This window comes from Cytobacillus sp. NJ13 (assembly GCA_030348385.1).
Lineage (GTDB): Bacteria > Bacillota > Bacilli > Bacillales > Cytobacillaceae > Cytobacillus.
This window is the reverse complement of the sequence record JAUCFP010000006.1, coordinates 2,653,265-2,674,424: the sequence shown is the minus strand read 5'-3', so window position 1 is coordinate 2,674,424 and position 21,160 is coordinate 2,653,265. Positions and strand designations below refer to the sequence as shown.

The following is a 21,160-nucleotide window of genomic DNA, read 5'->3' as shown; positions in this document are numbered from 1 at the left end:
AACAGGATGAAGAATAGAAAAGGTTTATATTGGATTTTAGGCAGTGTTATTACAATTGGAGCAGCCGCAGCTATCTTTTTCACCATACAGGATGATGTAGCAGCGACCGTAAACGGGGAAAAAATCAGTAAGGATGAGCTGCATGAGCGTCTTGTCGACCAGTACGGGCAGGAGCTTCTGGATTCGATGATTACCGAGAAAGTCATTGATCAGGAAGCGAAGAATGAAAATGTGAAAGTGACACAAAAAGAAATTGATGAAGAAAAGGCTGTTTATGCGGAGTCATACGGCGGTGAGGATGCTCTAAAGCAGACGATCGAATCAAGCGGCCTGACGATGGCTGATTTTGAGGAAGATGTCGAATCCTTCCTGGCAACGAAGAAGCTGCTTGAACCAAGGATAAAGATTTCGGAAGAAGATATGAAAGCCTATTTTGATGAAAACAAAGACAGCTTTGCCCAGGAGGAACAGGTGTCTGCGAGTCATATTTTAGTAGAAGATGAGAAGGCTGCAAAAGAAGTCATAGAAAAGCTGAATGATGGTGGGGACTTCGCGGAGCTGGCGGCTGAATACTCGACAGATGAGAGCAACAAAGATTCTGGCGGAGACCTCGGCTTTTTTGGAAAAGGAGACATGGTCGAGGAATTTGAAGAGGTCGCCTTCGCCCTCGAGCCAGGTAAAATCAGCGAGCCCGTTAAAACGGAATATGGCTATCATGTCATTAAGGTAGCAGAAAAGAAGGAAGCCAAAGAAGCGGTCTATAAGGATGTGAAGGAAGATATTAAAAATACATTATTCGAAACAGAGATGCAGACCGAATACACTGCATGGCTGGAAGAAAAGTTTGAAGAGTATGAGATTAAGAACTATTTAGAGGACTCAGAGGTCTCAGAGGACTCAGAGGACTCAGAGGAATCTTGAGATAAATTTTTTAAAACGAGTTTTTTTAAGTGTGAAGGCGCGAAAAGTGAAGAGCATTCCGCAGATCTTCGTGTTTACCGTGATTTGTGTATTAGTACTGGCAGGACTGTCAATCCAGACAGCTGCCGAAAAGTCGGATGATCTGGCCCGCCAGAAGCAAGTGGTCTTGTTATTGCAGCATTGTCGGCATTATTGCCTTCCCTATCCGTATTGCGCCTTCAGCCAAAAGCTATTCTAAGCAAGCAGGACTAAAAGGAGATGGAAAAATGAGTTCATTGCTGGAGTTTAAAAATATCAGCTACTGGTACAAACACGAAAACAAAAGACACGATATCTTGAAAAATATTAATGTGAGTTTTGAGAAGGGGAATTTTTACAGCATCATTGGGCCGTCTGGCTCCGGGAAAACCACCTTCCTGGCGCTGGCGAGTGCCCTCGATGTCCCGAAAGAAGGAAAAGTGCTGTACGAAGGGAAAGACGTCCGGAAAATTGGATTGACACGATTTCGGAACAAATATGTTTCAATTGTCTTTCAATCTTATAATCTGCTTCCTTATATGACGGCCCTGCAGAATGTATTGACAGCGATGAAGATAACGGGTTCTTCTGCGAAAAACAAAAAGGCGATTGCTTTGGAGATGCTGCAGCGGGTCGGAATTTCCGAAATCCAGGCCCGGCAAAAAGTCCTCACTTTAAGCGGAGGCCAGCAGCAGCGTGTTTCCATTGCCCGGGCATTATGCTGTGACGCCGAGCTGATTGTGGCGGACGAGCCGACCGGGAACCTGGACGAAGATACAGCTAAGGAAATCGTTGGACTTTCGCGGGCGCTGGCCCATGAAGAAGGGAAATGCGTCATCGTCGTTACGCATGCCCCGACTATTGCGAGAGATTCGGATGTGGTTGTGAAGCTTTCGAAAGGGAGTATTACGGTTACATCGAATGAACCTGAGCATGTTTCGAATTGAAAAAAGGTGCCTTTTCCTGAGGGAGAAGGCACCTTTTTTGATCTTTAAAACAGACGGCGGAATAGGAAGTAGCACATATAATTGAAAAGAGGCACATATATCTTTATTCGTACAGTCCGCCCGTATACATGCTCGTCAAATTCACAATTACATCATCCAACATATACTTATCCTTATTCATCACAAGCTCCCACATGAACATTTCATTCGAATAGAACCAGCCCCTCGCAGTAAGAGCTGGATCGAGGCGTTCTTTGGCGAGCTTTTGCGCCTGGGCGTAGCGGATATCGACCAAAATCCGTTCAATGAAGCGCTCGCGGATCATATACCATTTGTGGTTGATTTCAGGCGAAACACCGATCGCCTCTTTAACAATCTTCATCATATCCCGTTCGTCGAGCGCGAGCTGCAGGAACATCCTGACCTGCTTCTTAATATTTTCATAGGCCTCTTCTTTGGCCTGCGGCTTAAAGGGCATCTCTGCCACTTCGTAAAATTGGTTCATGAGATCTTCCATTAAGGTAATGAAAAGCTCATCTTTATTTTTAAAATAGACGTACGCCGTGCCGTAGCCTGTGTTTGCTTTTTTGATCACTTGGGAGATGGTTGCTTTTTGGAAGCCGTTTTCGAGAAAAACATCTTTTCCGGCCTGGAGAAGCTTTTGGCGTGTTTTCAGGGCCTGCTGCTGCCTTGCCGGCAATTGATCGATCGGGTTCTTCATTTATTTCATTCCTTCGTTCAGTTTCTGACAACTATACTGACATTATATCATTGACATAGTGTCAATCAAACAATATAATTTTCGTAAATAATAAATATTCTGAAAGGTTGGAAATCAATGGATATTACACGAGAGTATGCAATCGGAATGGATGCACGGAATGATCTGTCCTACCGGGAAGAGTTTTATATAAAAGAAGATGGAATTTATCTGGATGGCAATTCACTTGGACTGCTTTCAAAACGTGCGGAAAAGTCACTCCTCGAACTGCTGGATTCCTGGAAGCACCATGCTATTGACGGCTGGACAGAAGGGGACAATCCCTGGTTCTATCTTTCTGAAAAACTCGGAAAAGAATTGGCGCCAATCGTGGGAGCAAATCCGGAGGAAGTTATTGTAAGCGGTTCCACAACCGTTAACCTGCACCAGCTTGTCTCGACTTTTTATAAGCCGGAAGGAAAAAGAACGAAGATACTGGCAGATGAACTGAATTTTCCAAGTGATATTTATGCGCTGCAAAGCCAGGTTAAGCTGAAGGGCTTTGATCCTGAAGAGCATCTTGTCCAGGTGAAAAGCGCGGATGGCCATACGCTGAGGGAAGAAGACATTGTCGAGGCGATGACAGATGAAATCGCGCTGATTGTCCTGCCAGGTGTTTTATACCGAAGCGGCCAGGTGCTGGATATGGAGTATTTGACTGCAGAAGCGCATAAGCGCGGGATTGAGATTGGCTTTGATCTATGCCATTCGGTTGGATCTGTCCCGCATTCCCTGAGTGATTGGGATGTGGATTTCGCGTTCTGGTGCAACTATAAGCATCTGAATGGCGGACCTGGCTCGACGGGCGGATTGTATGTGAACAAGCGCCATTTTGGCCGGGTGCCGGGACTTGCCGGCTGGTTCAGCTCCCGCAAGGATAAGCAGTTTGATATGGAACATGAGCTGACAGCAGCAGAAGATGCAGGCGCATATCAGATCGGTACGCCGAATATCTTTAGCATGGCGCCAATTATTGGGTCACTCAGCATGTTTAATGAAGCTGGCATGGAAAAAATCAGGGAAAAATCTCTTAAACTGACTGGCTATATGATTGAGCTGATTCAGCATGAACTTGACGGACACGGATTTATCCTGAGCAACCCGCTTGATGAGAAGAAGCGCGGCGGCCATATTTATCTGGAGCACCCGGAAGCGGCGCGGATCTGCAAGGCGCTGAAGGCAGAGGGAGTCATCCCGGATTTCCGCGCGCCAAACGGAATCCGCCTGGCGCCGGTTGCTTTGTATAACACATATGAAGAAGTGTGGAAAACGGTGCAAATTTTAAAAGGCATCATGGAAGAGGAAAAATACAAACAATATGAAAATAAGCGGGGAGTCGTTGCATGATGAAAAAAGGCTGGATTGATATCTCACAGCCGCTCACGAGCGGCATCGCCCATTGGCCCGGTGATACGCCATTCAGCTATGAAACAGCTTTTACAAAAGAACAAACCGGCTCTGTCAATATCGGCAGGATTACGACCAGCCTGCATACCGGCACCCATGTCGATGCGCCGTTCCATTTTAATGACGAAGGCGAAAAGATCTTGGACCTGGACATCGAGCTGTATATCGGGCCGGCGCGTGTGATTGATGTATCTGCCTATGAAACGGTGGATTCAGAAGTTCTGAACGGATTTGATCTCGAAGGTGTGGAACGTGTCCTGCTTAGGACCGCGGTTCCGAATAATTCGGAAGTGTTTCCGAATCGGATCCCTGAACTGACGCCAGATATGGCCGACTTCCTTGGCAGTAAAGGGGTTCGCCTGATCGGAGTGGATGTGCCATCCGTCGATGCGCTCGACAGCAAAGAGATGGAAACACACCATGCTTTATATCGAAATGGCATTCATATTCTGGAAAATATTATGCTGGATGAGGTAGAAGAAGGAAATTACGAACTAATTGCCTTGCCGCTCCCGATAAAAGACGGAGACGGCAGCCCGGTGCGGGCGGTTATTCGGCCGATTTGAAGGAAATACCGGCCAAATTGTACAATTACCGGCCAATTTCTATAAAATACCGGCCGAAATGCGGGATTTACCGGCCAAATGAAGTTCAGCCGCAAATCGCAGCAGGTATATCGGTCAAAAAAATAATATATCATTCAAAATTTCATTATATCGGTCAATCACATGATAGTATCGGTCAGATTTCCAATATATCGGTCAGCTGCTGATATACCAGGCCTCAGAACCAGGCCGAATCGAGAACGGCAACAACCAAACTCAAGGAGGACATAACATGAGCAACGAAAAACACCAGGACGTAAACGCGACAACCTCTGAAAAGAGCATCCACACAGATTTCACCAACAACATGACATACGGCGAATATCTGCAGCTCGACAAAATCCTTTCCGCGCAAAACAGGCTTTCCGGACATCATGATGAGATGCTGTTTATCGTCATCCACCAGGTGAGCGAGCTGTGGATGAAGCTGATTCTTCATGAAATGGGTGCAGCTATCGAATCGATTGAAAACAATGATTTATCCACGGCACAGAAGCGATTGGCGCGCGTTTCAAAGACGCAATCGCAGATTATTCAGGCATGGGATGTGCTGTCAACATTGACGCCGTCCGAGTATATGGAGTTCCGCGATTCACTTGGCCAGGCATCTGGCTTCCAATCCTACCAGTATCGTATGGTAGAATTTGCGTTAGGCTATAAAACTGAGCATGTTCTGAAAATCTACCAAAAAGATCCTGAGCTGCATGCTAAGTTAACGGAAGCGTTCGAAAAGCCGGGCCTATACGATGTAGCCATCCGCGCGCTTCACAAAGCAGGCCTGCCAGTCGATGAAGACATTCTGAACAGAGATGTAACCAGAACATACAAAGAAAATGATTCTGTCCGCGCAGCCTGGATGACTGTGTATAAAAATCCTGAAAAGTACTGGGAGTTATACGAGCTTGCGGAAAAACTTGTGGATATCGAAGATTGGCTTCAGCAGTGGCGCTTCCGCCATATGAAAACAGTGGAACGGATCATCGGCTTCAAGATGGGAACAGGCGGTTCATCCGGTGTCGGTTATTTGAAGAAAGTATTGGATCAGCGCTTCTTCCCTGAACTTTGGGATATCCGCACAGAGCTGTAATCCAGGATTAAAAGGGGAATCGGGGCCCGAAAGCCTTCCTGAATCGGGCCATACATAAAAATAGAGAACAGGGGGGTACTATGAGTACAAATCGAGAGCAATGGTCATCTAAATTCGGCTTTATCATGTCCTCGGCCGGTGCCGCGATTGGCCTGGGAGCGATCTGGAAGTTCCCGTATGTGGCCGGAACGAGCGGCGGGGGTGCCTTTTTGCTGATGTTTATCGTATTTACGATTCTGATTGGTCTTCCGATGCTCATTTCAGAATTTATTATCGGGCGCGGGGCACAAAAAGAAGCGGTGTCTGCCTATTATAAACTGGCGCCAAACAGTCCGTGGACCATTACCGGCAAGCTGGGCGTTGTCGGCTGCTTCCTGCTGCTGAGTTTTTATTCGGTTGTTGGGGGCTGGGTGCTGATTTATACAGTCCTGTCGATTGGCGGCCAAATCATCACTCCAGGTGCAGCCTATCCGGAACTGTTTGGCATGATCACATCCACGCCAAGCTGGACTCTAATGGGGCTGGCAGCTTTTCTGCTTATTAACATTGTGGTCATCACATTCGGAATCCAAAACGGGATTGAAGCTGCAAGCAAATATATGATGCCGCTATTATTCATCTTTTTTATCGTGCTTGTGGTACGCGCACTGACACTGGATGGAGCAATGGAAGGAGTCAAGTTCTTCCTGAACCCGGACTTCAGCAAAATCACAGGGGAATCTGCCCTTTATGCATTGGGTCAGTCATTCTTTGCACTGGCTGTCGGCTTTTCATGCATGGTCACTTACAGCTCGTATCTGGATAAAAAAGTCAGCATCCCAAATTCAGCGGGCTCTGTTGTCATCATGAACATTATTATCTCTGTTTTGGCAGGATTGGCGATTTTTCCGGTTGTGTTTGCATTCGGATTTGAACCGACGGAAGGCCCGGGGCTTCTGTTCATGGTCCTGCCGGCCGTCTTTTCACAGATCCCACTAGGGGAAATGTTCCTGGCGATCTTCCTGCTGCTTTTCTTATTTGCCACTTTGACATCATCGTTCAGCATGCTGGAAATCATCGTGTCTGCATTCATCGAGAACGGAAAGCATTCCCGGAAAAAAATCTCCTGGATTTCCGGAATTGTCATGTTTGCCGCCGGAATTCCTGCGGCGCTGTCGTTCAGCCTGCTTGGGGACTTCACCATTTTTGGGAAAAATATTTTTGATGCAACCGATTACCTGGTCAGCAACATCCTGCTTCCGCTAGGCTGCCTGCTGATTGCCCTATTTATTACTTTTAGAATGGACAAACAGCTTGTAAAAGAGGAATTCCAGCTCGGCAGCAATCTTTCGCCAGCCATGTACACAGCCTGGAGTATCCTGATGAAAGTACTGGTTCCTGCTACGATTGTTGTTGTGTTTATCAGCACATCCGGGATTTTTTAAAAAGAAGCGCCAATTCCGGCGCTTTTTTTCGTTATAAAAAAATCAAATTAAAGGTTTAAGGGTAAATTAGAAAGGGTATAAAAAGTTAGGGGTCTGGAAGCATGATGATGATCTCTTCCATATTTAAGTTCAAGAGAAGGATTTTTCGCGATAGAAAAAAAAGTGTATAGTATGTAAAACAAAGGGGCGGGTGCTTAAAATGGAAGCAACTTACAAGGAAACCAAGGATATAGCAGGGTTTATTGTCGTTAATCGTGAGAATTTTCAGATAAAATTATTATCCGAGGCTGTAAATGTAGCCTCTAAAATCAATGAAATCCTCCAGAGAGGCAATATCGATCTTTTAAAAAATGCCGAGAAATTGGCTTTATATGTGGCCGAAAACAAAGAAGAAGAGCTGATTGCTTTTGCCAGACAGGAAGGCGTTGCCTGGGCGGAGCATTCCCTGACGCTGTCATTTAAGCTGGAATGGGTACAGGCCATCCGGCGCACTGTGTGGTACTTTTTATACCAGTTTGACAAAATCAAAGGGCAGCAGACCGTAGGTGATGACTTTTATAATATGGAAAAGGAAGTCAATGATCATGTTGACCAATTTTTGAATAACTTCTTCATCAGCTACTCTGATTATAAAGATGAAATGCTTAAATCACAGCGCAAACTGGTTGAGCATTTGTCGGTTCCGATTATTCCAGTCAGCACTTCTGTCGCTGTACTGCCGCTGATTGGCATGATTGATTCTTACCGGATTCAGACGATTGAAGAGAAAGTTCTGATGGATATCTCATCCATAAAAATCCAAACTTTAATTATGGACCTTTCCGGAATAGCCGATATGGAAATTGACGTTATTGTTCACTTCAAAAAGATCCTGAGCGGCATCAAAATGATGGGATGCGACGCGGTCCTTACAGGCCTGCGTGCTGAACTTGTCCGTAAAATGATCCACGCTGGTGTATCATTCGAGAATCAGGCGGAAACAAAGGGAACATTGCAGCAGACATTAAAAGAATATCTAGTGAATGAAGCGAAATAAATACTTCATATAACAATGCCTGGTGCTGTCCAATTTGGGTGGCGGCAGGCATTTTTTAGCGGAGGAACCAGCATGAAAAGTTTTGATGAAATGCTCAACATTCATACAAGCGGTGACCAAATAGGATTCCATAAATCTTTCCACTACCATCGCTATGAGCCCACTCCATATCACGGTCTGGAAAAACTGTTCAGCGAATACGGGCTAAAAAGCGGCGACCGGCTGGTGGATTTCGGCTGCGGCAAAGGCCGGCTGCCTTTTTATATTCACCATACATTTCGGGCATATGCTGCCGGCGTGGAGATGAGTGAGGGCTTTTACCGTATGGCCATTGAAAATCTGCAGACTTACAAAGGGGAAAAAGACAGAATCAGCTTTCAGTGCATCCTGGCTCAGGAGTATGAAATAACACCGCAGGACAGCCACTTTTACTTTTTCAATCCGTTTTCGGTGCAGATTTTCATGAAAGTCGTCAACAGCATCCTGCGCTCAGCCGAAAAGAACCCGCGCAAAATAGACATCATTTTATATTACCCTTCAGAAGATTATATTTTTTATCTGGAAAACAGCACCCCATTTGAGCTGATAAAAGAGGTGGTCCTCGATGGCAATGAAAATGAGCGTTTTTTGGTCTATCGGTTCAATCAAACGTTTGATTGAAAAACCCTCAGCCATATTGGGTGGGGAATTCCCTTAGCTGTCTATTAGGAGATTACCCGGATAATGGAGGGGCAAACAATTTTCAGAGAGTTGGAGGGGAAAGAATATGAAAAGGGTGCCCCCGCGAGGGCACCCTTTCCCGTTACTGCTTACTTCGCACTCAAACGTCTAATACGCTCATCCAAATCAGGATGTGTCGAGAACAAGGAAGCTTTGCTTCTGTTATTAATTTTCAAAGTGGAGATTGCTGTCTGTTCTTCACCTTTGATGCGGCTGGAGTAGGCCTTCAGCATCTGCAGGGCATGTGTCATTTTGTCTTTGCCGGCAAGGTCAGCACCTCCGCGGTCCGCATGGAACTCGCGGTGGCGGGAGTAGGCAAAGACCACAAGGCTTCCAAGAATCGAAAAGGCGATTTGGAACACGATTACTGCTATAAAGTGTACAATCGGCGCCATTTCTTCTCTCACAAAACGGGATGCCACCCAGGCTGCAATTCGTGCAAGGAAGACAACGAATGTGTTGACAACCCCCTGGAGAAGGGTCATGGTGACCATGTCTCCATTGGCAATATGGGCGACTTCATGGGCGATGACACCTTCAATGGCATCGTCATCCATTTCCTGCAGCAATCCAGTTGAAACCGCCACAAGAGAGCGTTTTTTCGTAGGACCCGTTGCAAATGCGTTCACTTCAGGGGAATGGTAGATTCCCACTTCAGGCATATGTGTTAAGCCTGCTGCTCTTGATAGGCGGTGAACTTTTTCCACGATCTCGCGTTCAGCTGCTGAAAGGGCACCATTTGGATCAAGCACCTGGACATTCATCATTCTCTTGGCCATCCAGCGGGACATCCACAGAGAAATGAAGGAGCCCGTGAAACCAATCACGGCACTGACAACAAGCAATGCGCCGAAATCAATGCCGCCCTGGGCATTGATGTAATTACCTCCGCCAATCAGCGAGAAAATAATACTGATCGTCAATAGAACAAGCACGTTCGTCAATAAAAAGTAAAAAATACGTTTACCCATTTCCTCACCCTTTAATCTATTTTTTTGAGTTCATATGAACTTGTCATCTGACTATATAATACAATTTTTTAATTAAAATGACAAGTAAAAACTAGGCGGTAAGGAAATAGACATTGACTGTTATCATTGAAACCATTAGGATGAAAGCATCGAAAAGAGAACGCAGGGGCTGATTATCTTGGAATTATTCCAGCTATCGAGGAAAAGCATGGCTGATTTCCTTCTGTCGCTGAAGGGGGAAGGGCGGCATTCCCCCAAACAAATCCTCCAGCAGGCATGGGCGGCCGCTCACGAAAAGAAAGGAATATCAACGGAGTCTTTTCTGGATACCAAAATGCCGGCTATATTTGAAAAATTGCTGCGGGCAGATTTGCAGAAAATCGGCTTTTCCCTCAATGAAATTGTTGCACTGGGAAACCAGATCGAATTTACCCATCTATCTTCGACTGCCGTGCAAAACTGGGTGAAGCGGGATGTGAAGGACCTGATTGGCAGTCCGCAGCTCGGCAAGAAATATTCGGCCGACCAGGCTGCCATGCTTTTTATGGTGGAGGATCTGAAAGCGACCCTTGACTTCGATTCGATCCGGAAAATTCTTGCTCTCCTTTTTAATGATCTGGATGACCGCACAGACGACCTGATTGAGCCGATCCCTTTTTATTCTGCCTACGCGTCCATTTTTGAAAAAGCTCATCAGCACAATGGTGCCGAAAAAAGCATGCACGATCAGACAGAACAATGCATCAAAAAAGAAGCATTGAAAACATTGGAGAGTTTTCAGGATTTTACTGATCAGCAGAAAGACATCGTTTCCAATATTCTTGTAACGGCTTCACTGACGGTTTTATCGGCCTACTACAAGTCGCTGACAAAGAAATATGTAACAGCTACCTTATTTTTAAATGGGTAAGTCAGGAAAGCATCGCCACTAGAGGGCGGATGGGGAGCCATGGCAAAGAGCGGGGGAGCGGAAAAGTTCCTGCATTTTATGGAACAGGAACTGGAGCCGAAGGTGAATAATACGTTTGAGGCTGATCCCGCTAGGCACCTCTTCTTCGGCCATTCCTTAGTCGGACTGTTTGGCTTGCATGCGCTTTTTACAAAGCAGGAAGCTTTTCATAGCTATATGATCAGCAGCCCCTCAATTTGGTGGAATCAGCAATGTATTCTGGAGCTGGAATCGGAATGCATAGACCGATTGAGAGATGGCAATCTTAAAATCTATTTTTCAGCCGGAGCTCAGGAAAAACGATTCATGGTGGAGGATGTAAAAGAGCTGGCAGAGCGTTTAACCCGCCTGGAAGATTCGCGGCTTGATATCATGCTGGATATCGCCGAGGGGGAAAACCATATTTCTGTCGTGCCTGCCGCTTTAAGCCGTGCATTGATTTGTGCTGAGCCCATAATGACCCAGAGGCCTTAACGGACAATGCCGTTAAGGCTTTTTTCATGTACACTGAAAATAATGGATTGACTGTGTGGTGCACCCCACAGTTTAAGATATAAGGGAGGAAGCGATGTACAAGATTAGCGAGTTTGCGGAAATGACCGGGTTAACGAAGGAAACATTGCGATATTACGCGGAAGTGAAGCTGCTGGAGCCCGCTTTTATTGACCCCAATAATAATTACCGGTATTACGATGACGGCAGCTGCTTTTTGGCTATCCTTTTAATAAAACTTAGAAGATTAGGCTTTACCATTCAGGAAATGATTTCCGTTATGGAGGATGAATCTTTCGCCAATCTTGAAGCATTGCTGCTGCAAAAAAGAAAGCTGATCGAGAAGCAGATGGAAGAGCTTCAAGGTCAAATGGAAGAAATCGATGCCTTTTTGGAATCGGGGAAGGAGGAAGAATCGTGATTCAATGGAAAGAAGAAATCATGATTGAAAGGAATATTGAAAAGGTATGGAGCTTGTTTTCCGACCAGCACATAAAGAAAATCATGCCCAAGGTCGAAGAGCACACCCTGATCGAAAAAAGGGAAAATGAAGCAGGGGCAAAGCACAGGCAAACCTACAGAGAAGGCAATCGCCTGGAGACTTATATTGTCGAAACACTGGCTTATGAGGATACAGAGGATAAAAAGCATAAGCAGATCCATTTTGTATTGGGAAAGGCCTTTGAAATCACCCTCGCATTTACGCTGGTCAAAATCGATGACTCCCACACCAGGTTTATTTATGAAGGGGAAAATAAAGGGGGCAACTTCGTTGGAAGGGCCATGCTGAAGCTTGGCGGCAATAAAAACAACCTGAAAGTGGTTGAGGAATTTTTGCAGAAGGTTCGCGAAGAAGCATTCAAGCTATAAAAAAAAACATCGCCGGCTTAGACCAGCGATGTTTTATCTATTAAACTTCCCGTCTCATCGCTTTAAGCACATCCACTTGTGTCGCGCGCTTGGCCGGACGCCAGCCGGAGAAGATGGTGACTGTCAGACAAATCGCCACACTGATCAGTGTCAGGGACCAAGGAATGTAGGAAAGCATGAGGCCCTCAGGCGGAGCTTCCTCAAATACTCTTTCCAGCACGAGAGGAAGGGCCAGGTTGACCGCATAGCTGATTCCATATGCAACAATCGTGCCAAACAGAGCGCCAAGCAGACCGATATAGCTGCTTTCAAGGACAAAGATCCGCTTAATCGTTTTCGGATGGGCGCCGATCGCTTTCATGATCCCGATATCGGGGGCGCGCTCCGTAACAGCCATCGTCATCGTATTATAAATTCCGATGGAGGCAATGATCAAAGCAATGGTTCCGATGAAGAGAAGGCCGATTTTTAGAATCGTAAAAACCATATTGATCTGCTTCATCTCGTTCACAATGGAATAAACCATATAATTGCCGTCTTTCAATTGGTCATTGATACCTGTGACAGCCTCGACATCTTCAGCGTAAAGGCTGACAGTGTCGTAAATCCTTCCAGTATCCTCGGGCGTTCCTTCAATCAGCTCCGGGTTTCCGCCAGGTGTGCCGGTGAAAGCTTCGACTTCTTTAAAGATGTCTTCGGAAATGAAGACCGTGCGGATCTGCATCCACTCTTTAGAAGGCTTCTTCGTGACCCCGGTTATGGTAAGGGGAATGGACTGTTTGATTTCTTTGCCATCCTCCATTTTGACCACTTCCATTTCAATCGTCTTACCGACTAACTCACCCTTGTAGGCATATTCTTCTTTTATAGATCCGTCCTCATTAAAGGCGTTTTCTCCTTCTTTCGGCTCCAGAGACAGACCTTCCGCAAAGGAGGAGCCAACCACCACTTCATTCTCTTTTTCCGGGAGTCTACCTTCAGAAAGTTCGAATCCTGCTTTCACTTCTTCCGGAAAATAGGCCGAAACGGCTTCTGATTGAGCGGAATAATCCTCTGTTTTAAAGATCGGGCTTTGCTGCAGAGATTGCCTGCGGGTGACTGCTTTTACCCCGGTGATTTCTTGAAAATGTTTGATATCTTCATCTTTGATGCCCTGGAAATTTCCTTCGCCCGCTTCCTTGCCGTGAACCTGGATTTCCGTTACGAGGCTGTCTTCCATTACATCCTGGATGATCGATTTATGAAGCCCGAATCCGACCGATGCCAGCACAATCAGAAAGGTACATCCAATCGCTGTGGCTAAAATCGTCATAAACAGCCTTGTTTTATTCTTTTTCATATTTTGCCTTACAAATCTGAATTGATCTTTTAAATTCATGCCAACACACCCTCCATAACCCTTCCATCTGTGATTTCAATTGTCTTATGGCCGATGGCTGCCACCTTTTCGTCGTGCGTAATAATCAGAAACGTAATGCCCAGATCGCGGTTCAGCTCTTGAATGAACTGCAGCAGCTCATTTTCTGTTTCGCTGTCCAGGCTGCCTGTCGGTTCATCAGCCAGAATGAGGGGAGGATTCACGACAAGCGCCCGGGCGATGCTGACCCGCTGCTGCTGCCCGCCGGAAAGCTCACTTGGATAATGATCTTTATATTCGATAAGACCTACCCGCTTTAACGTCTCTTCCGTCTTCTGCTGTCTTTCCTTTTCAGCCACTCCTTTGAGAATGAGAGGGAGCTCGACATTTTGGTAAGCCGTCATGCTCGGAATCAGCTGAAAGCTCTGGAAAATGAATCCGAGATTCGCCAGGCGGAAATTAGCGAATTTGCCTTCGTTATAGTCACTGACCTTTTCACCATGAATCCAGACCTCTCCATGCTTTGGCTTAATAAAACCGCTGATGATATTCAAAAGCGTCGACTTTCCGGATCCGCTCCTGCCCACAATCGTGACAATCTCGCCTTTTTCCACTGAAAAAGAAACATCCTCCAATACAGGTATAACCGTCTTCTTTTCTTTTTTGCCAATCTCAAAAGCATGGCTTAATTCTCTAACTTCTATCACGCAATAACCTTCCTTCTAAAAAAGTGTCTGCAATCTAGACGTACGAAACAGCACTTTCGGCTTCAAAAAAGTAAAAAGAAAATTTTGGTGACAGGCACCACCCGAATTTTGTCGAAACTGCTTCACGACGATTTGAATATTTTGAATTTTAAAAGAGATAGGGCTAATATGAGTAGTAGTGATACTGTAAAAAGGAGGAAATGCTATTGGAGCAGACACTTATTAAAGCCGATGATTATGTAACCCTATGGGGAATTATTGTGGTGTGGGCTTCGGCAAGCATCTATCTGGAGCAGCGATACAGCTGGGCAGCAAAAATTTCAGGAGCGATTGTTGCCCTGATTGGCGCCATCATTCTATCCAATACCGGCATTATTCCGACAGCATCGCCTGTTTACGATGCAGTCTGGACTTTTATCATTCCGCTTGCGATCCCATTGCTTCTTTTTCATGTGAAGATTAATAGAATCTGGCAGGAAAGCGGCCGGCTGCTGATTATCTTTCTAATCAGCTCCATCGGGACAGTGGCAGGGGTGATCATCAGCTTCTTCTTGCTGAAAGATCATATACCTGTCCTTGATAAACTTGGTGCGATGCTCAGCGCGTCCTATATTGGCGGCGGAGTAAACTTCGCTGCAATGGCGGCAAAATTCGAGACGCCTGGAGAAATGGTTTCCGCCGCAGTTGTCGCCGATAATTTAATGATGGCGATTTATTTCGTCGTTTTGATGATGGTACCAGCCATTGGTTTTTTCCGGCGCCGGTTTAAAACGCCGCATGTAGACCAGGTGGAAAGCGGCAGTATAGGAGAAGAGGGGAAGACACTTGCGGAAAGCTTTTGGAAGCGGAAGGACATCTCCTTAAAGGATATCGCGTTATCCGTTGGAACAGCCTTTTTGCTTGTGATTGTTTCTTTTAAAATCGCTGAATTCCTGGACGCAGCCATTCCTTCCGGGGATGACGTTTCTTTCTTTATCAATCTCGTAAATGGGCTGTTTGGAGACAAGTATTTGATGCTGACCACTCTGACGTTTCTTGCTCTGGCCATGTTCCCGAGATACTTCGAGACTATTAACGGAAGCCAGGAAATAGGCACATTCCTGATTTACCTGTTCTTTGTCGTGATCGGCATCCCGGCATCGATCCCTCTGATTATCGAAAATGCCCCGCTGCTGCTGGTGTTTGTGTTCATTATCGTCGTAGTGAACCTGACCGTATCTTTAACTGCAGGCAAACTATTAAAATATGACCTTGAAGAAATCCTTTTGGCCAGCAATGCCAATGTCGGCGGCCCGACCACCGCTGCCGCCATGGCCATCGCCAAAGGCTGGAAGGATCTGATCGGACCGATACTCGTTGTCGGAACACTAGGCTATATCATCGGCAACTATGTCGGAACCGTACTCGGACTGTGGTTTTCCGGGTTTATGTAAAATGGAGGGGGGCCCGCGTTGGATTTTGCGGGCTTTTCCTATTTTGCATTCCCGTTATATCGGTTAACATCTCTAGTATTTTGGACATTTATTGAAAATATCGGTCAGCCTCTCTAGTATTTCGGTCAATTAATGGATATATCGGTCAAAATTTCACTTTATCGGCCAGCTTTTTATTATTTCGGTCAAATTTCCAATATATTGGTCAGCCGCAGTTATTCCGGGCTCCAGCTCCTCTTTCTCCCAAATTCCAACTTTCTTCAAGAAAAATCCAAAGAAATTTTTCACGATTTGTACTATAATAATAGCTGGTTTATTTTTAGAGTAACGAAATAATAGAAAGCGGTGTTGATACCTTGGATAAACGGTTTGGTACCGTAACGATATTTTCTTCTGTTCAATGGCTATTTTTTATTTTTGCCAATACAGTGATGGTCCCGATTTCGGTTGGAACAGTCTTCGGGCTTCCGGGAGAAACGATTGCGATGATGCTGAGAGCATCGCTAATATTTACGGGACTGGCGACCATTTTTCAAGGCTGGAAAGGGCATCGCTATCCGCTTATGGAAGGCCATTCCGGCTTGCTGTGGGGAGTCATCTTAAACCTTGGCCTGTCGGCGTCGTCCCTTGGCATGAGCTATACGGAAATCGGGGGCGGAATTGCGACAGGCGTGCTGCTCGCTTCAGCTGTCACACTGATTTTAGCAGCCTTCAACGGCATCTCTCTGCTAAAATCGATATTCAGCCCGATGGTGATGTCGGTTTATCTGTTCCTATTAACCTTCCAGCTGATTTTCATCTTTTTCAAAGGCATGATGAAGGTCAGTGAACAGGGCACCATTGATGTTCCCATCACCCTTTATTCCTTTGCACTCGTCATTTTTGTGAGTTTATTAAAATTAAAAGGGAACGCTATCATAAGCAATTTTTCTATTTTAATCGGGTTGCTGGCAGGATGGATCGGCTATGATCTTCTGTTTGCCGGTGAAGCGGTGCAGGGGACAGCGTCCGGAGATGTGAGCTTTACACTGTTTCCGCTGGGACAGCCTAACCTTGAAATAGGAATTGTGGCAGTCGCCTTTTTTGCCAGTCTAATGAACCTGAGTAATACAGTCGCTTCGATTAGTTCCAGTGACCGATTATTTAAAAAAGAATCCGGGAAGCGCGAGTACCGCGGCTCCATTTTTATCACCGCGGTATTCACGGTGATTGGAAGCGGGTTTGGCCTCGTGCCTTATACGCCGTTTACCTCATCGATTGGATTCCTGCAGAGTACGCGAATATTAATGAGGACCCCTTTCTTTATTGGGGGTGCGCTGTTGACGGTCATTGGACTGATCCCGCACCTGGGTTCATGGCTGGCCGGCATGCCGGTAACAGTCGGGAACGCCGTGCTGTTTGTCGCGTATCTTCAGCTGTTCGGGACTGCATTCAACAGCTTAAGCGGAAAAGTGTTCAACTCAGACACCATCTTTCGTTTAGCCGCACCCGTCCTGATCGGCATCAGCTTGATGAATACACCGGCTACGGTGTTCGCAGAATTGCCGGTTTTAATTCAGCCATTCTTATCCAACGGGCTTCTCATGGGCGTCCTGATCTCCATTCTTCTTGAAAAAATGGTGAACTGGTCTGCGTTCGAACAGCTCGAATTGAAGAATAACTAGAAAAATCCCCTGTTTGAAGGGGATTTTTTTAATAGATGGATGATGCATCGGGAGGCAGGATGCGGACATGCTTTAAAAAAGCTGTTACACGCTTATCATCTTCAAATGGGTACTCGAAGCCCAGTTTCTCCGCGACCTCGACGGCCGTTTTTCTGAAAAGGGAGCACATCGTAAAAAGGGCTTCCCAAATATGTTCAAATTCGGAGTCCGAGTAGGTGGCCTCGAACTGCTCCCAGTCCTCGGCAGGAAGAAAATCGGGCAGATATTTGCCGGCTTTGCCTGCGCTCTTTGTAAAATCGGCTGCGATGCCGACCTTCCATTCCAGTATTGTTATCAGCACATTGCGGTTGATCTGCTCATACATAAACATTGCGTAAGTCAGCTCCCGGCGCCAAAGCCCCTTGCTGATATTCATTGTAATCCACCAAAACTCATTGCAGAGATCCGCAAACTCCTGAGCATCCGGCTTCTTGATGAGATAATCCCGATCACTGGCTGGCGGAATGGACCCAATCAATCCATCCTTATCCAGAAGCAGCACACTCAGGCTGTCGGGCTCCAGCAGCTCATCCATCATTTCAGCAGGAATCAAAGTCAGATCAATCCGATTCCCGTCCATAAACTGCATCAGATAGGGGAAGCGGCCGTGCCCATCGGCAGGCGGCAGCACCTTCTCCTCCGGCATCTGCATCATAACCCGCTCGCCAAACACATCCACCCAGCTATGATCACAGGTAAAGGACTCCATTTCCCTAACTATGTACACAATATCGTAATCCTGAAACATATCCTTCCGCACATTCGGATTCGCGCGCGAGCCATTCAGAATAACCGCGCGCACCCGCTCATCTCCACGTGCTGTTGATAAAATCAGACTCATCAACTCGGTCTCGGTTCTTGACTTCATATGGCCTCCTGGGTCGTTCGGTTATACTATTAAGATACTTTTTTTAAGGGGGAATTCCTGCTATTTCTATCATAAACCTGAAAAAAGGGCAACTGAGTGGGAGGGAAAGGCTTCAGTATTTCTGCTGCACCCCTCATAAGGTCTATAATGATTGGGAATAACTCCCGTTTTTCATGTTGTATCTCTCATTTGGTCGCTAATGACTCGGATTAACTCCCATTTTTTATGAGGCATCTCTCATTTGGCCGTTAATGATTTGGATTAACTCCCATTTTTCATGGTGTATCTCTTGTTTGGTCGTTAATGATTCGGAATAACTCCCATAATTTATGAGGCATCTCTCATTTGGTCGTTAATGATTTGGATTAACTCCTATATTTCATGGTATATCTCTTGTTTGGTCGTTAATAGCACGGATTAACGATCATTCTTCATGATGGATCTCCCTTTTCGTCGTTATTCCTTGAGAATAATTTGAAGCCATTGTGAAGCCGAAAAAGGAGCCAGAGCCAGAAAAATGGTCGTCATGAAGCCTTCATGAAGCCGAAAAAGGAGCCAGAGCCAGAAAAATGGTCGTCATGAAGCCTTCATGAAGCCGAAAAAGGCACCAGAGCCAGAAAAATGGTCGTCATGAACCCTCCATGAAGCCGAAAAAGGAGCCAGAGCCAGAAAAATGGTCGCCATAAAGCATTCATGAAGCCGAAAAAGAAGCCAGAGCCAGAAAAATGGTCGTCATGAAGCCTCCATGAAGCCGAAAAAGGCACCAGAGCCAGAAAAATGGCCGTCATGAAGTCTTCATAGGCCTAATAAGGAACCAGGGCCAGAAAAAAGGTCGTCATGACGTTTTCATGCAGCTGAAAAAGCCATCAGATTCAGAGAAATAGGTACCAATAAAACCTTCATACATTAAAAAGAACCAGGCGTCTTCCCAAGCACCTGATTCCCCATACAATTATGCATGCACCAATTTCACTTGCTGCTTCAAAATCTTCCCGCTCGCATTCCGCGGCAGTTCATCCACAAAGGAATAAATCCGAGGACACTTAAACTCAGCCAGATGTTCAGCAGCAAATGCGCGCAATTCCTCCTCTGAAGCATCTCCCTTCAGCACGACGACAGCTTTAACGGTTTCACCCCATTCTTCATGCGGCACACCGACCACACAAGATTCCAAAACCGCGTCATGCTTCGCGAGTACTTCTTCGACTTCACGCGGATAAATGTTGACGCCGCCAGAAATGATGACATCCTTTTTTCGGTCCACAATGTAAAAGTAGCCATCCTCATCCCGATAGGCAATGTCCCCGGTATGGAGCCAGCCATCTTTCAATACGGCATTCGTTTCATCCGCATTATTATCATATCCCAGCATGAGGCTGTCTCCTGTGAGAAGAATCTCGCCGTATTCATTCGGAGTGGTATCGGTGCCATCCGGACGGACGACCCGGATTTCCATATTAACCGTCGGATTTTTGCCGATGCTTCCGGCCTTTTCCAGATGCTCTTCCGGATATAATAAAATTCCATTCGGTCCCGCTTCCGTCAGCCCGTAAACCTGATAGAAGTTTTCGTTCTGAAATGCTTTTTTTACATGATGATAGGAGGCCAGTGCCAGCGGGCCGCCGCCATATGAAAAAACACGCATGCTGGATAAATCATAAGAAGCTAAATCCGGATCCTTGGCCGCAAGCAAATAGGCGACCGGTGCCGCAAAAGAGAAGGTCGTTTTTTCCTGTTGAATCCAATTCAGGAACCCTTTTGGCGTAAAGTCGCCGATCACATGAGATGCGCCGCAGTAAAACCCGCTCATGAAGAAAGTATTTAATGGAGCAGAGTGGGAGAGAGGCATCAGGGTAAGCATGGAATCACTATGCGACAAGCTGAAATTAACCGAAACCGCGGCGGCAATAGCAAGAATGCGTTCATGGCTAAACACAACTCCTTTTGGGACTCCGGTTGTTCCGGATGTAAAAAGAATCTCGCAGACATCCCGCGAATCAATGGGCACATCGAGATTGCCGTCAGAAAAATGAGCAGAAGCCTCAACCGCATCCTGAATCGAAAAATAGAAATTCAAATTCTCTTTTAACGCCGTCACCGGTTCAGCAAGCTCATCCTCATACAGAACCCCAACGGCATGGGCATTTTGAAAAATAGCCCCCAATTCCTTCGGTGTCAGACGGATATTTATCGGCATCGGAATGGCGCCGATCTTCATGCAGGCAAAAAAAGCAAAAAAGAAGTGCTCATTATTCCGCGACATCACTGCAATCCGGTCGCCCCGCCGGATACCTTCATCCTGAAGATATCGTGCCAGTCTGTTGCATGTAAGGTTCATGTCTCCGTATGTAAGGCGATTCGACGCCGTAATAAAGGCGTCTTTTTCCGGAAACTTCCTTGCGTTTCTCTCCAATACTCCATGAATCGTTGCTCCCACTCCAATCAGCCCCTTTTAAAATGAATAATTTTATGTTTTCACCCGGCTGTTTTCATACTTTTCTTTGTAAGTCAGAATGTCTTCCCGCAGCATTTGCAGCTGCATGATCTGCTCTTCAATTTCCTTTAGCTTGCTGTCAGCGAATGCAATAATCCTGCTTTTTTCCGCTTCACCTTCCGGATTTAATTCATAAAGATCAATCATCTCCTTGATTTCCTGAAGGCTGAAGCCGAGCTTTTTTCCGCGCAGAATCATCTTCAGGCGCCGGCGCTCACGATTCGTATAGGTGCGCTGCTTGGTCAGGCTGTCCCGGTTTTCCGAAATCAGCATGCCAATTTCCTCGTAATAGCGGATCGTCCTTGAGCTGATGTCAAACATCGTCGCAAGCTCGCTGATGGTAAAAACCTTTTCTTCTGTCATTATGTATCCTCCTAGTTGACGTTAACGT

The 21,160-nt window shown here is 46.0% G+C and carries 21 protein-coding genes and 1 pseudogene; 15 read left to right on the top strand and 7 right to left on the bottom strand.

Translation table 11 applies throughout. The annotated features are described in order from the left end of the window. Positions 1-6: 6 nt before the first annotated feature. The 3 genes and pseudogenes from QUF73_13100 (at position 7) to QUF73_13090 (ending at position 1,886) form a co-directional block, all read left to right on the top strand. Positions 7-921: a peptidylprolyl isomerase gene (locus tag QUF73_13100; GenBank protein MDM5227143.1), complete on the top strand. Its 915-nt coding sequence runs from the start codon at positions 7-9 to the stop codon at positions 919-921. 1 nt (position 922) lies between these two features. Next, positions 923-1,078, top strand: a pseudogene (locus tag QUF73_13095) (ABC transporter permease). A gap of 109 nt (positions 1,079-1,187) precedes the next feature. Further along, complete coding sequence (locus tag QUF73_13090; protein MDM5227142.1) at positions 1,188-1,886, top strand: ABC transporter ATP-binding protein; 699 nt, start codon at positions 1,188-1,190, stop codon at positions 1,884-1,886. A gap of 103 nt (positions 1,887-1,989) precedes the next feature. Here the strand turns inward: QUF73_13090 and QUF73_13085 are convergent, their stop codons facing one another. Further along, on the bottom strand, positions 1,990-2,607 hold the full coding sequence (locus QUF73_13085; GenBank protein ID MDM5227141.1) for a TetR/AcrR family transcriptional regulator: 618 nt from the start codon (positions 2,605-2,607) through the stop codon (positions 1,990-1,992). Between the two features lie 117 nt (positions 2,608-2,724). Here QUF73_13085 and kynU point away from each other — a divergent pair, with 117 nt between their 5' ends. The 6 genes from kynU (at position 2,725) to QUF73_13055 (ending at position 8,865) form a co-directional block, all read left to right on the top strand. Further along, on the top strand, positions 2,725-3,993 hold the full coding sequence (gene kynU / locus QUF73_13080) for a kynureninase (GenBank protein MDM5227140.1): 1,269 nt from the start codon (positions 2,725-2,727) through the stop codon (positions 3,991-3,993). Next, on the top strand, positions 3,990-4,619 hold the full coding sequence (gene kynB / locus QUF73_13075) for an arylformamidase (GenBank protein ID MDM5227139.1): 630 nt from the start codon (positions 3,990-3,992) through the stop codon (positions 4,617-4,619). Before kynU ends, kynB begins: the two co-directional genes overlap by 4 nt. A 271-nt stretch (positions 4,620-4,890) precedes the next feature. After that, complete coding sequence (kynA, locus tag QUF73_13070) at positions 4,891-5,745, top strand: tryptophan 2,3-dioxygenase (GenBank protein MDM5227138.1); 855 nt, start codon at positions 4,891-4,893, stop codon at positions 5,743-5,745. A gap of 80 nt (positions 5,746-5,825) precedes the next feature. Further along, positions 5,826-7,169 carry a sodium-dependent transporter gene (locus QUF73_13065; protein MDM5227137.1) on the top strand — a complete coding sequence of 448 codons (1,344 nt, stop codon included), beginning with the start codon at positions 5,826-5,828 and terminating at the stop codon, positions 7,167-7,169. Positions 7,170-7,368: 199 nt separating this feature from the next. Further along, a complete protein-coding gene (locus QUF73_13060) occupies positions 7,369-8,205 on the top strand; it encodes an STAS domain-containing protein (protein MDM5227136.1) in 837 nt (278 codons plus the stop codon). Positions 8,206-8,277: 72 nt separating this feature from the next. Next, entirely contained in the window at positions 8,278-8,865 is a 588-nt protein-coding gene (locus QUF73_13055; GenBank protein ID MDM5227135.1) for an SAM-dependent methyltransferase, read from the top strand. A 149-nt stretch (positions 8,866-9,014) separates the two neighbouring features. Here QUF73_13055 and htpX read toward each other — a convergent pair whose 3' ends face one another. After that, entirely contained in the window at positions 9,015-9,896 is an 882-nt protein-coding gene (gene htpX / locus QUF73_13050) for a protease HtpX (protein ID MDM5227134.1), read from the bottom strand. Positions 9,897-10,074: 178 nt separating this feature from the next. On the opposite strand from htpX, the gene QUF73_13045 reads away from it, so the two are divergent. The 4 genes from QUF73_13045 to QUF73_13030 all read left to right on the top strand — a co-directional run bounded on the left by QUF73_13045 (position 10,075) and on the right by QUF73_13030 (position 12,207). Further along, positions 10,075-10,806 carry a DUF1836 domain-containing protein gene (locus QUF73_13045; protein MDM5227133.1) on the top strand — a complete coding sequence of 244 codons (732 nt, stop codon included), beginning with the start codon at positions 10,075-10,077 and terminating at the stop codon, positions 10,804-10,806. Between the two features lie 39 nt (positions 10,807-10,845). Further along, positions 10,846-11,319, top strand: a complete 474-nt coding sequence (locus QUF73_13040) for an alpha/beta hydrolase-fold protein (protein ID MDM5227132.1) — start codon at positions 10,846-10,848, stop codon at positions 11,317-11,319. A 94-nt stretch (positions 11,320-11,413) separates the two neighbouring features. Further along, positions 11,414-11,758: a MerR family transcriptional regulator gene (locus QUF73_13035; GenBank protein MDM5227131.1), complete on the top strand. Its 345-nt coding sequence runs from the start codon at positions 11,414-11,416 to the stop codon at positions 11,756-11,758. After that, complete coding sequence (locus QUF73_13030; protein MDM5227130.1) at positions 11,755-12,207, top strand: SRPBCC family protein; 453 nt, start codon at positions 11,755-11,757, stop codon at positions 12,205-12,207. Before QUF73_13035 ends, QUF73_13030 begins: the two co-directional genes overlap by 4 nt. 40 nt (positions 12,208-12,247) lie before the next feature. On the opposite strand, the gene QUF73_13025 is transcribed toward QUF73_13030, so the two are convergent. Together QUF73_13025 and QUF73_13020 are read right to left on the bottom strand one after the other, a co-directional pair. Then, a complete protein-coding gene (locus tag QUF73_13025; GenBank protein ID MDM5227129.1) occupies positions 12,248-13,585 on the bottom strand; it encodes an ABC transporter permease in 1,338 nt (445 codons plus the stop codon). Continuing rightward, positions 13,582-14,271, bottom strand: a complete 690-nt coding sequence (locus tag QUF73_13020; GenBank protein ID MDM5227128.1) for an ABC transporter ATP-binding protein — start codon at positions 14,269-14,271, stop codon at positions 13,582-13,584. The genes QUF73_13025 and QUF73_13020 overlap by 4 nt, the downstream gene beginning before the upstream one ends. A 206-nt stretch (positions 14,272-14,477) precedes the next feature. On the opposite strand from QUF73_13020, the gene QUF73_13015 reads away from it, so the two are divergent. Beyond that, positions 14,478-15,704 (top strand): DUF819 family protein, encoded by a 1,227-nt coding sequence (locus QUF73_13015; GenBank protein MDM5227127.1) that lies wholly within the window; start codon positions 14,478-14,480, stop codon positions 15,702-15,704. Positions 15,705-16,060: 356 nt separating this feature from the next. Continuing rightward, positions 16,061-17,368: a uracil/xanthine transporter gene (locus QUF73_13010; GenBank protein ID MDM5227126.1), complete on the top strand. Its 1,308-nt coding sequence runs from the start codon at positions 16,061-16,063 to the stop codon at positions 17,366-17,368. A gap of 28 nt (positions 17,369-17,396) precedes the next feature. Here QUF73_13010 and QUF73_13005 read toward each other — a convergent pair whose 3' ends face one another. The 3 genes from QUF73_13005 to QUF73_12995 form a co-directional block, all read right to left on the bottom strand. Then, positions 17,397-18,275 carry an aminoglycoside 6-adenylyltransferase gene (locus QUF73_13005; GenBank protein MDM5227125.1) on the bottom strand — a complete coding sequence of 293 codons (879 nt, stop codon included), beginning with the start codon at positions 18,273-18,275 and terminating at the stop codon, positions 17,397-17,399. A gap of 952 nt (positions 18,276-19,227) precedes the next feature. Beyond that, positions 19,228-20,712, bottom strand: a complete 1,485-nt coding sequence (locus QUF73_13000) for an AMP-binding protein (GenBank protein MDM5227124.1) — start codon at positions 20,710-20,712, stop codon at positions 19,228-19,230. A gap of 30 nt (positions 20,713-20,742) precedes the next feature. Then, the gene (locus QUF73_12995) at positions 20,743-21,132 is read right to left on the bottom strand and encodes a MerR family DNA-binding protein (protein MDM5227123.1); all 390 of its coding nucleotides are present in this window, start codon (positions 21,130-21,132) and stop codon (positions 20,743-20,745) included. Positions 21,133-21,160: the final 28 nt, after the last annotated feature.

Excerpts from the sequence above, each read along its gene's own strand:
- kynA (MDM5227138.1), top strand. The coding sequence starts at position 4,891 with ATGAGCAACGAAAAACACCAGGACGTAAACGCGACAACCTCTGAAAAG.
- QUF73_13025 (MDM5227129.1), bottom strand. The coding sequence starts at position 13,585 with ATGAATTTAAAAGATCAATTCAGATTTGTAAGGCAAAATATGAAAAAG.
- QUF73_13090 (MDM5227142.1), top strand. The coding sequence starts at position 1,188 with ATGAGTTCATTGCTGGAGTTTAAAAATATCAGCTACTGGTACAAACAC.
- QUF73_13085 (MDM5227141.1), bottom strand. The coding sequence starts at position 2,607 with ATGAAGAACCCGATCGATCAATTGCCGGCAAGGCAGCAGCAGGCCCTG.
- QUF73_13005 (MDM5227125.1), bottom strand. The coding sequence starts at position 18,275 with ATGAAGTCAAGAACCGAGACCGAGTTGATGAGTCTGATTTTATCAACA.
- QUF73_13055 (MDM5227135.1), top strand. The coding sequence starts at position 8,278 with ATGAAAAGTTTTGATGAAATGCTCAACATTCATACAAGCGGTGACCAA.
- QUF73_13040 (MDM5227132.1), top strand. The coding sequence starts at position 10,846 with ATGGCAAAGAGCGGGGGAGCGGAAAAGTTCCTGCATTTTATGGAACAG.
- QUF73_13100 (MDM5227143.1), top strand. The coding sequence starts at position 7 with ATGAAGAATAGAAAAGGTTTATATTGGATTTTAGGCAGTGTTATTACA.
- kynU (MDM5227140.1), top strand. The coding sequence starts at position 2,725 with ATGGATATTACACGAGAGTATGCAATCGGAATGGATGCACGGAATGAT.
- QUF73_13060 (MDM5227136.1), top strand. The coding sequence starts at position 7,369 with ATGGAAGCAACTTACAAGGAAACCAAGGATATAGCAGGGTTTATTGTC.
- kynB (MDM5227139.1), top strand. The coding sequence starts at position 3,990 with ATGATGAAAAAAGGCTGGATTGATATCTCACAGCCGCTCACGAGCGGC.
- QUF73_12995 (MDM5227123.1), bottom strand. The coding sequence starts at position 21,132 with ATGACAGAAGAAAAGGTTTTTACCATCAGCGAGCTTGCGACGATGTTT.
- QUF73_13035 (MDM5227131.1), top strand. The coding sequence starts at position 11,414 with ATGTACAAGATTAGCGAGTTTGCGGAAATGACCGGGTTAACGAAGGAA.
- htpX (MDM5227134.1), bottom strand. The coding sequence starts at position 9,896 with ATGGGTAAACGTATTTTTTACTTTTTATTGACGAACGTGCTTGTTCTA.
- QUF73_13065 (MDM5227137.1), top strand. The coding sequence starts at position 5,826 with ATGAGTACAAATCGAGAGCAATGGTCATCTAAATTCGGCTTTATCATG.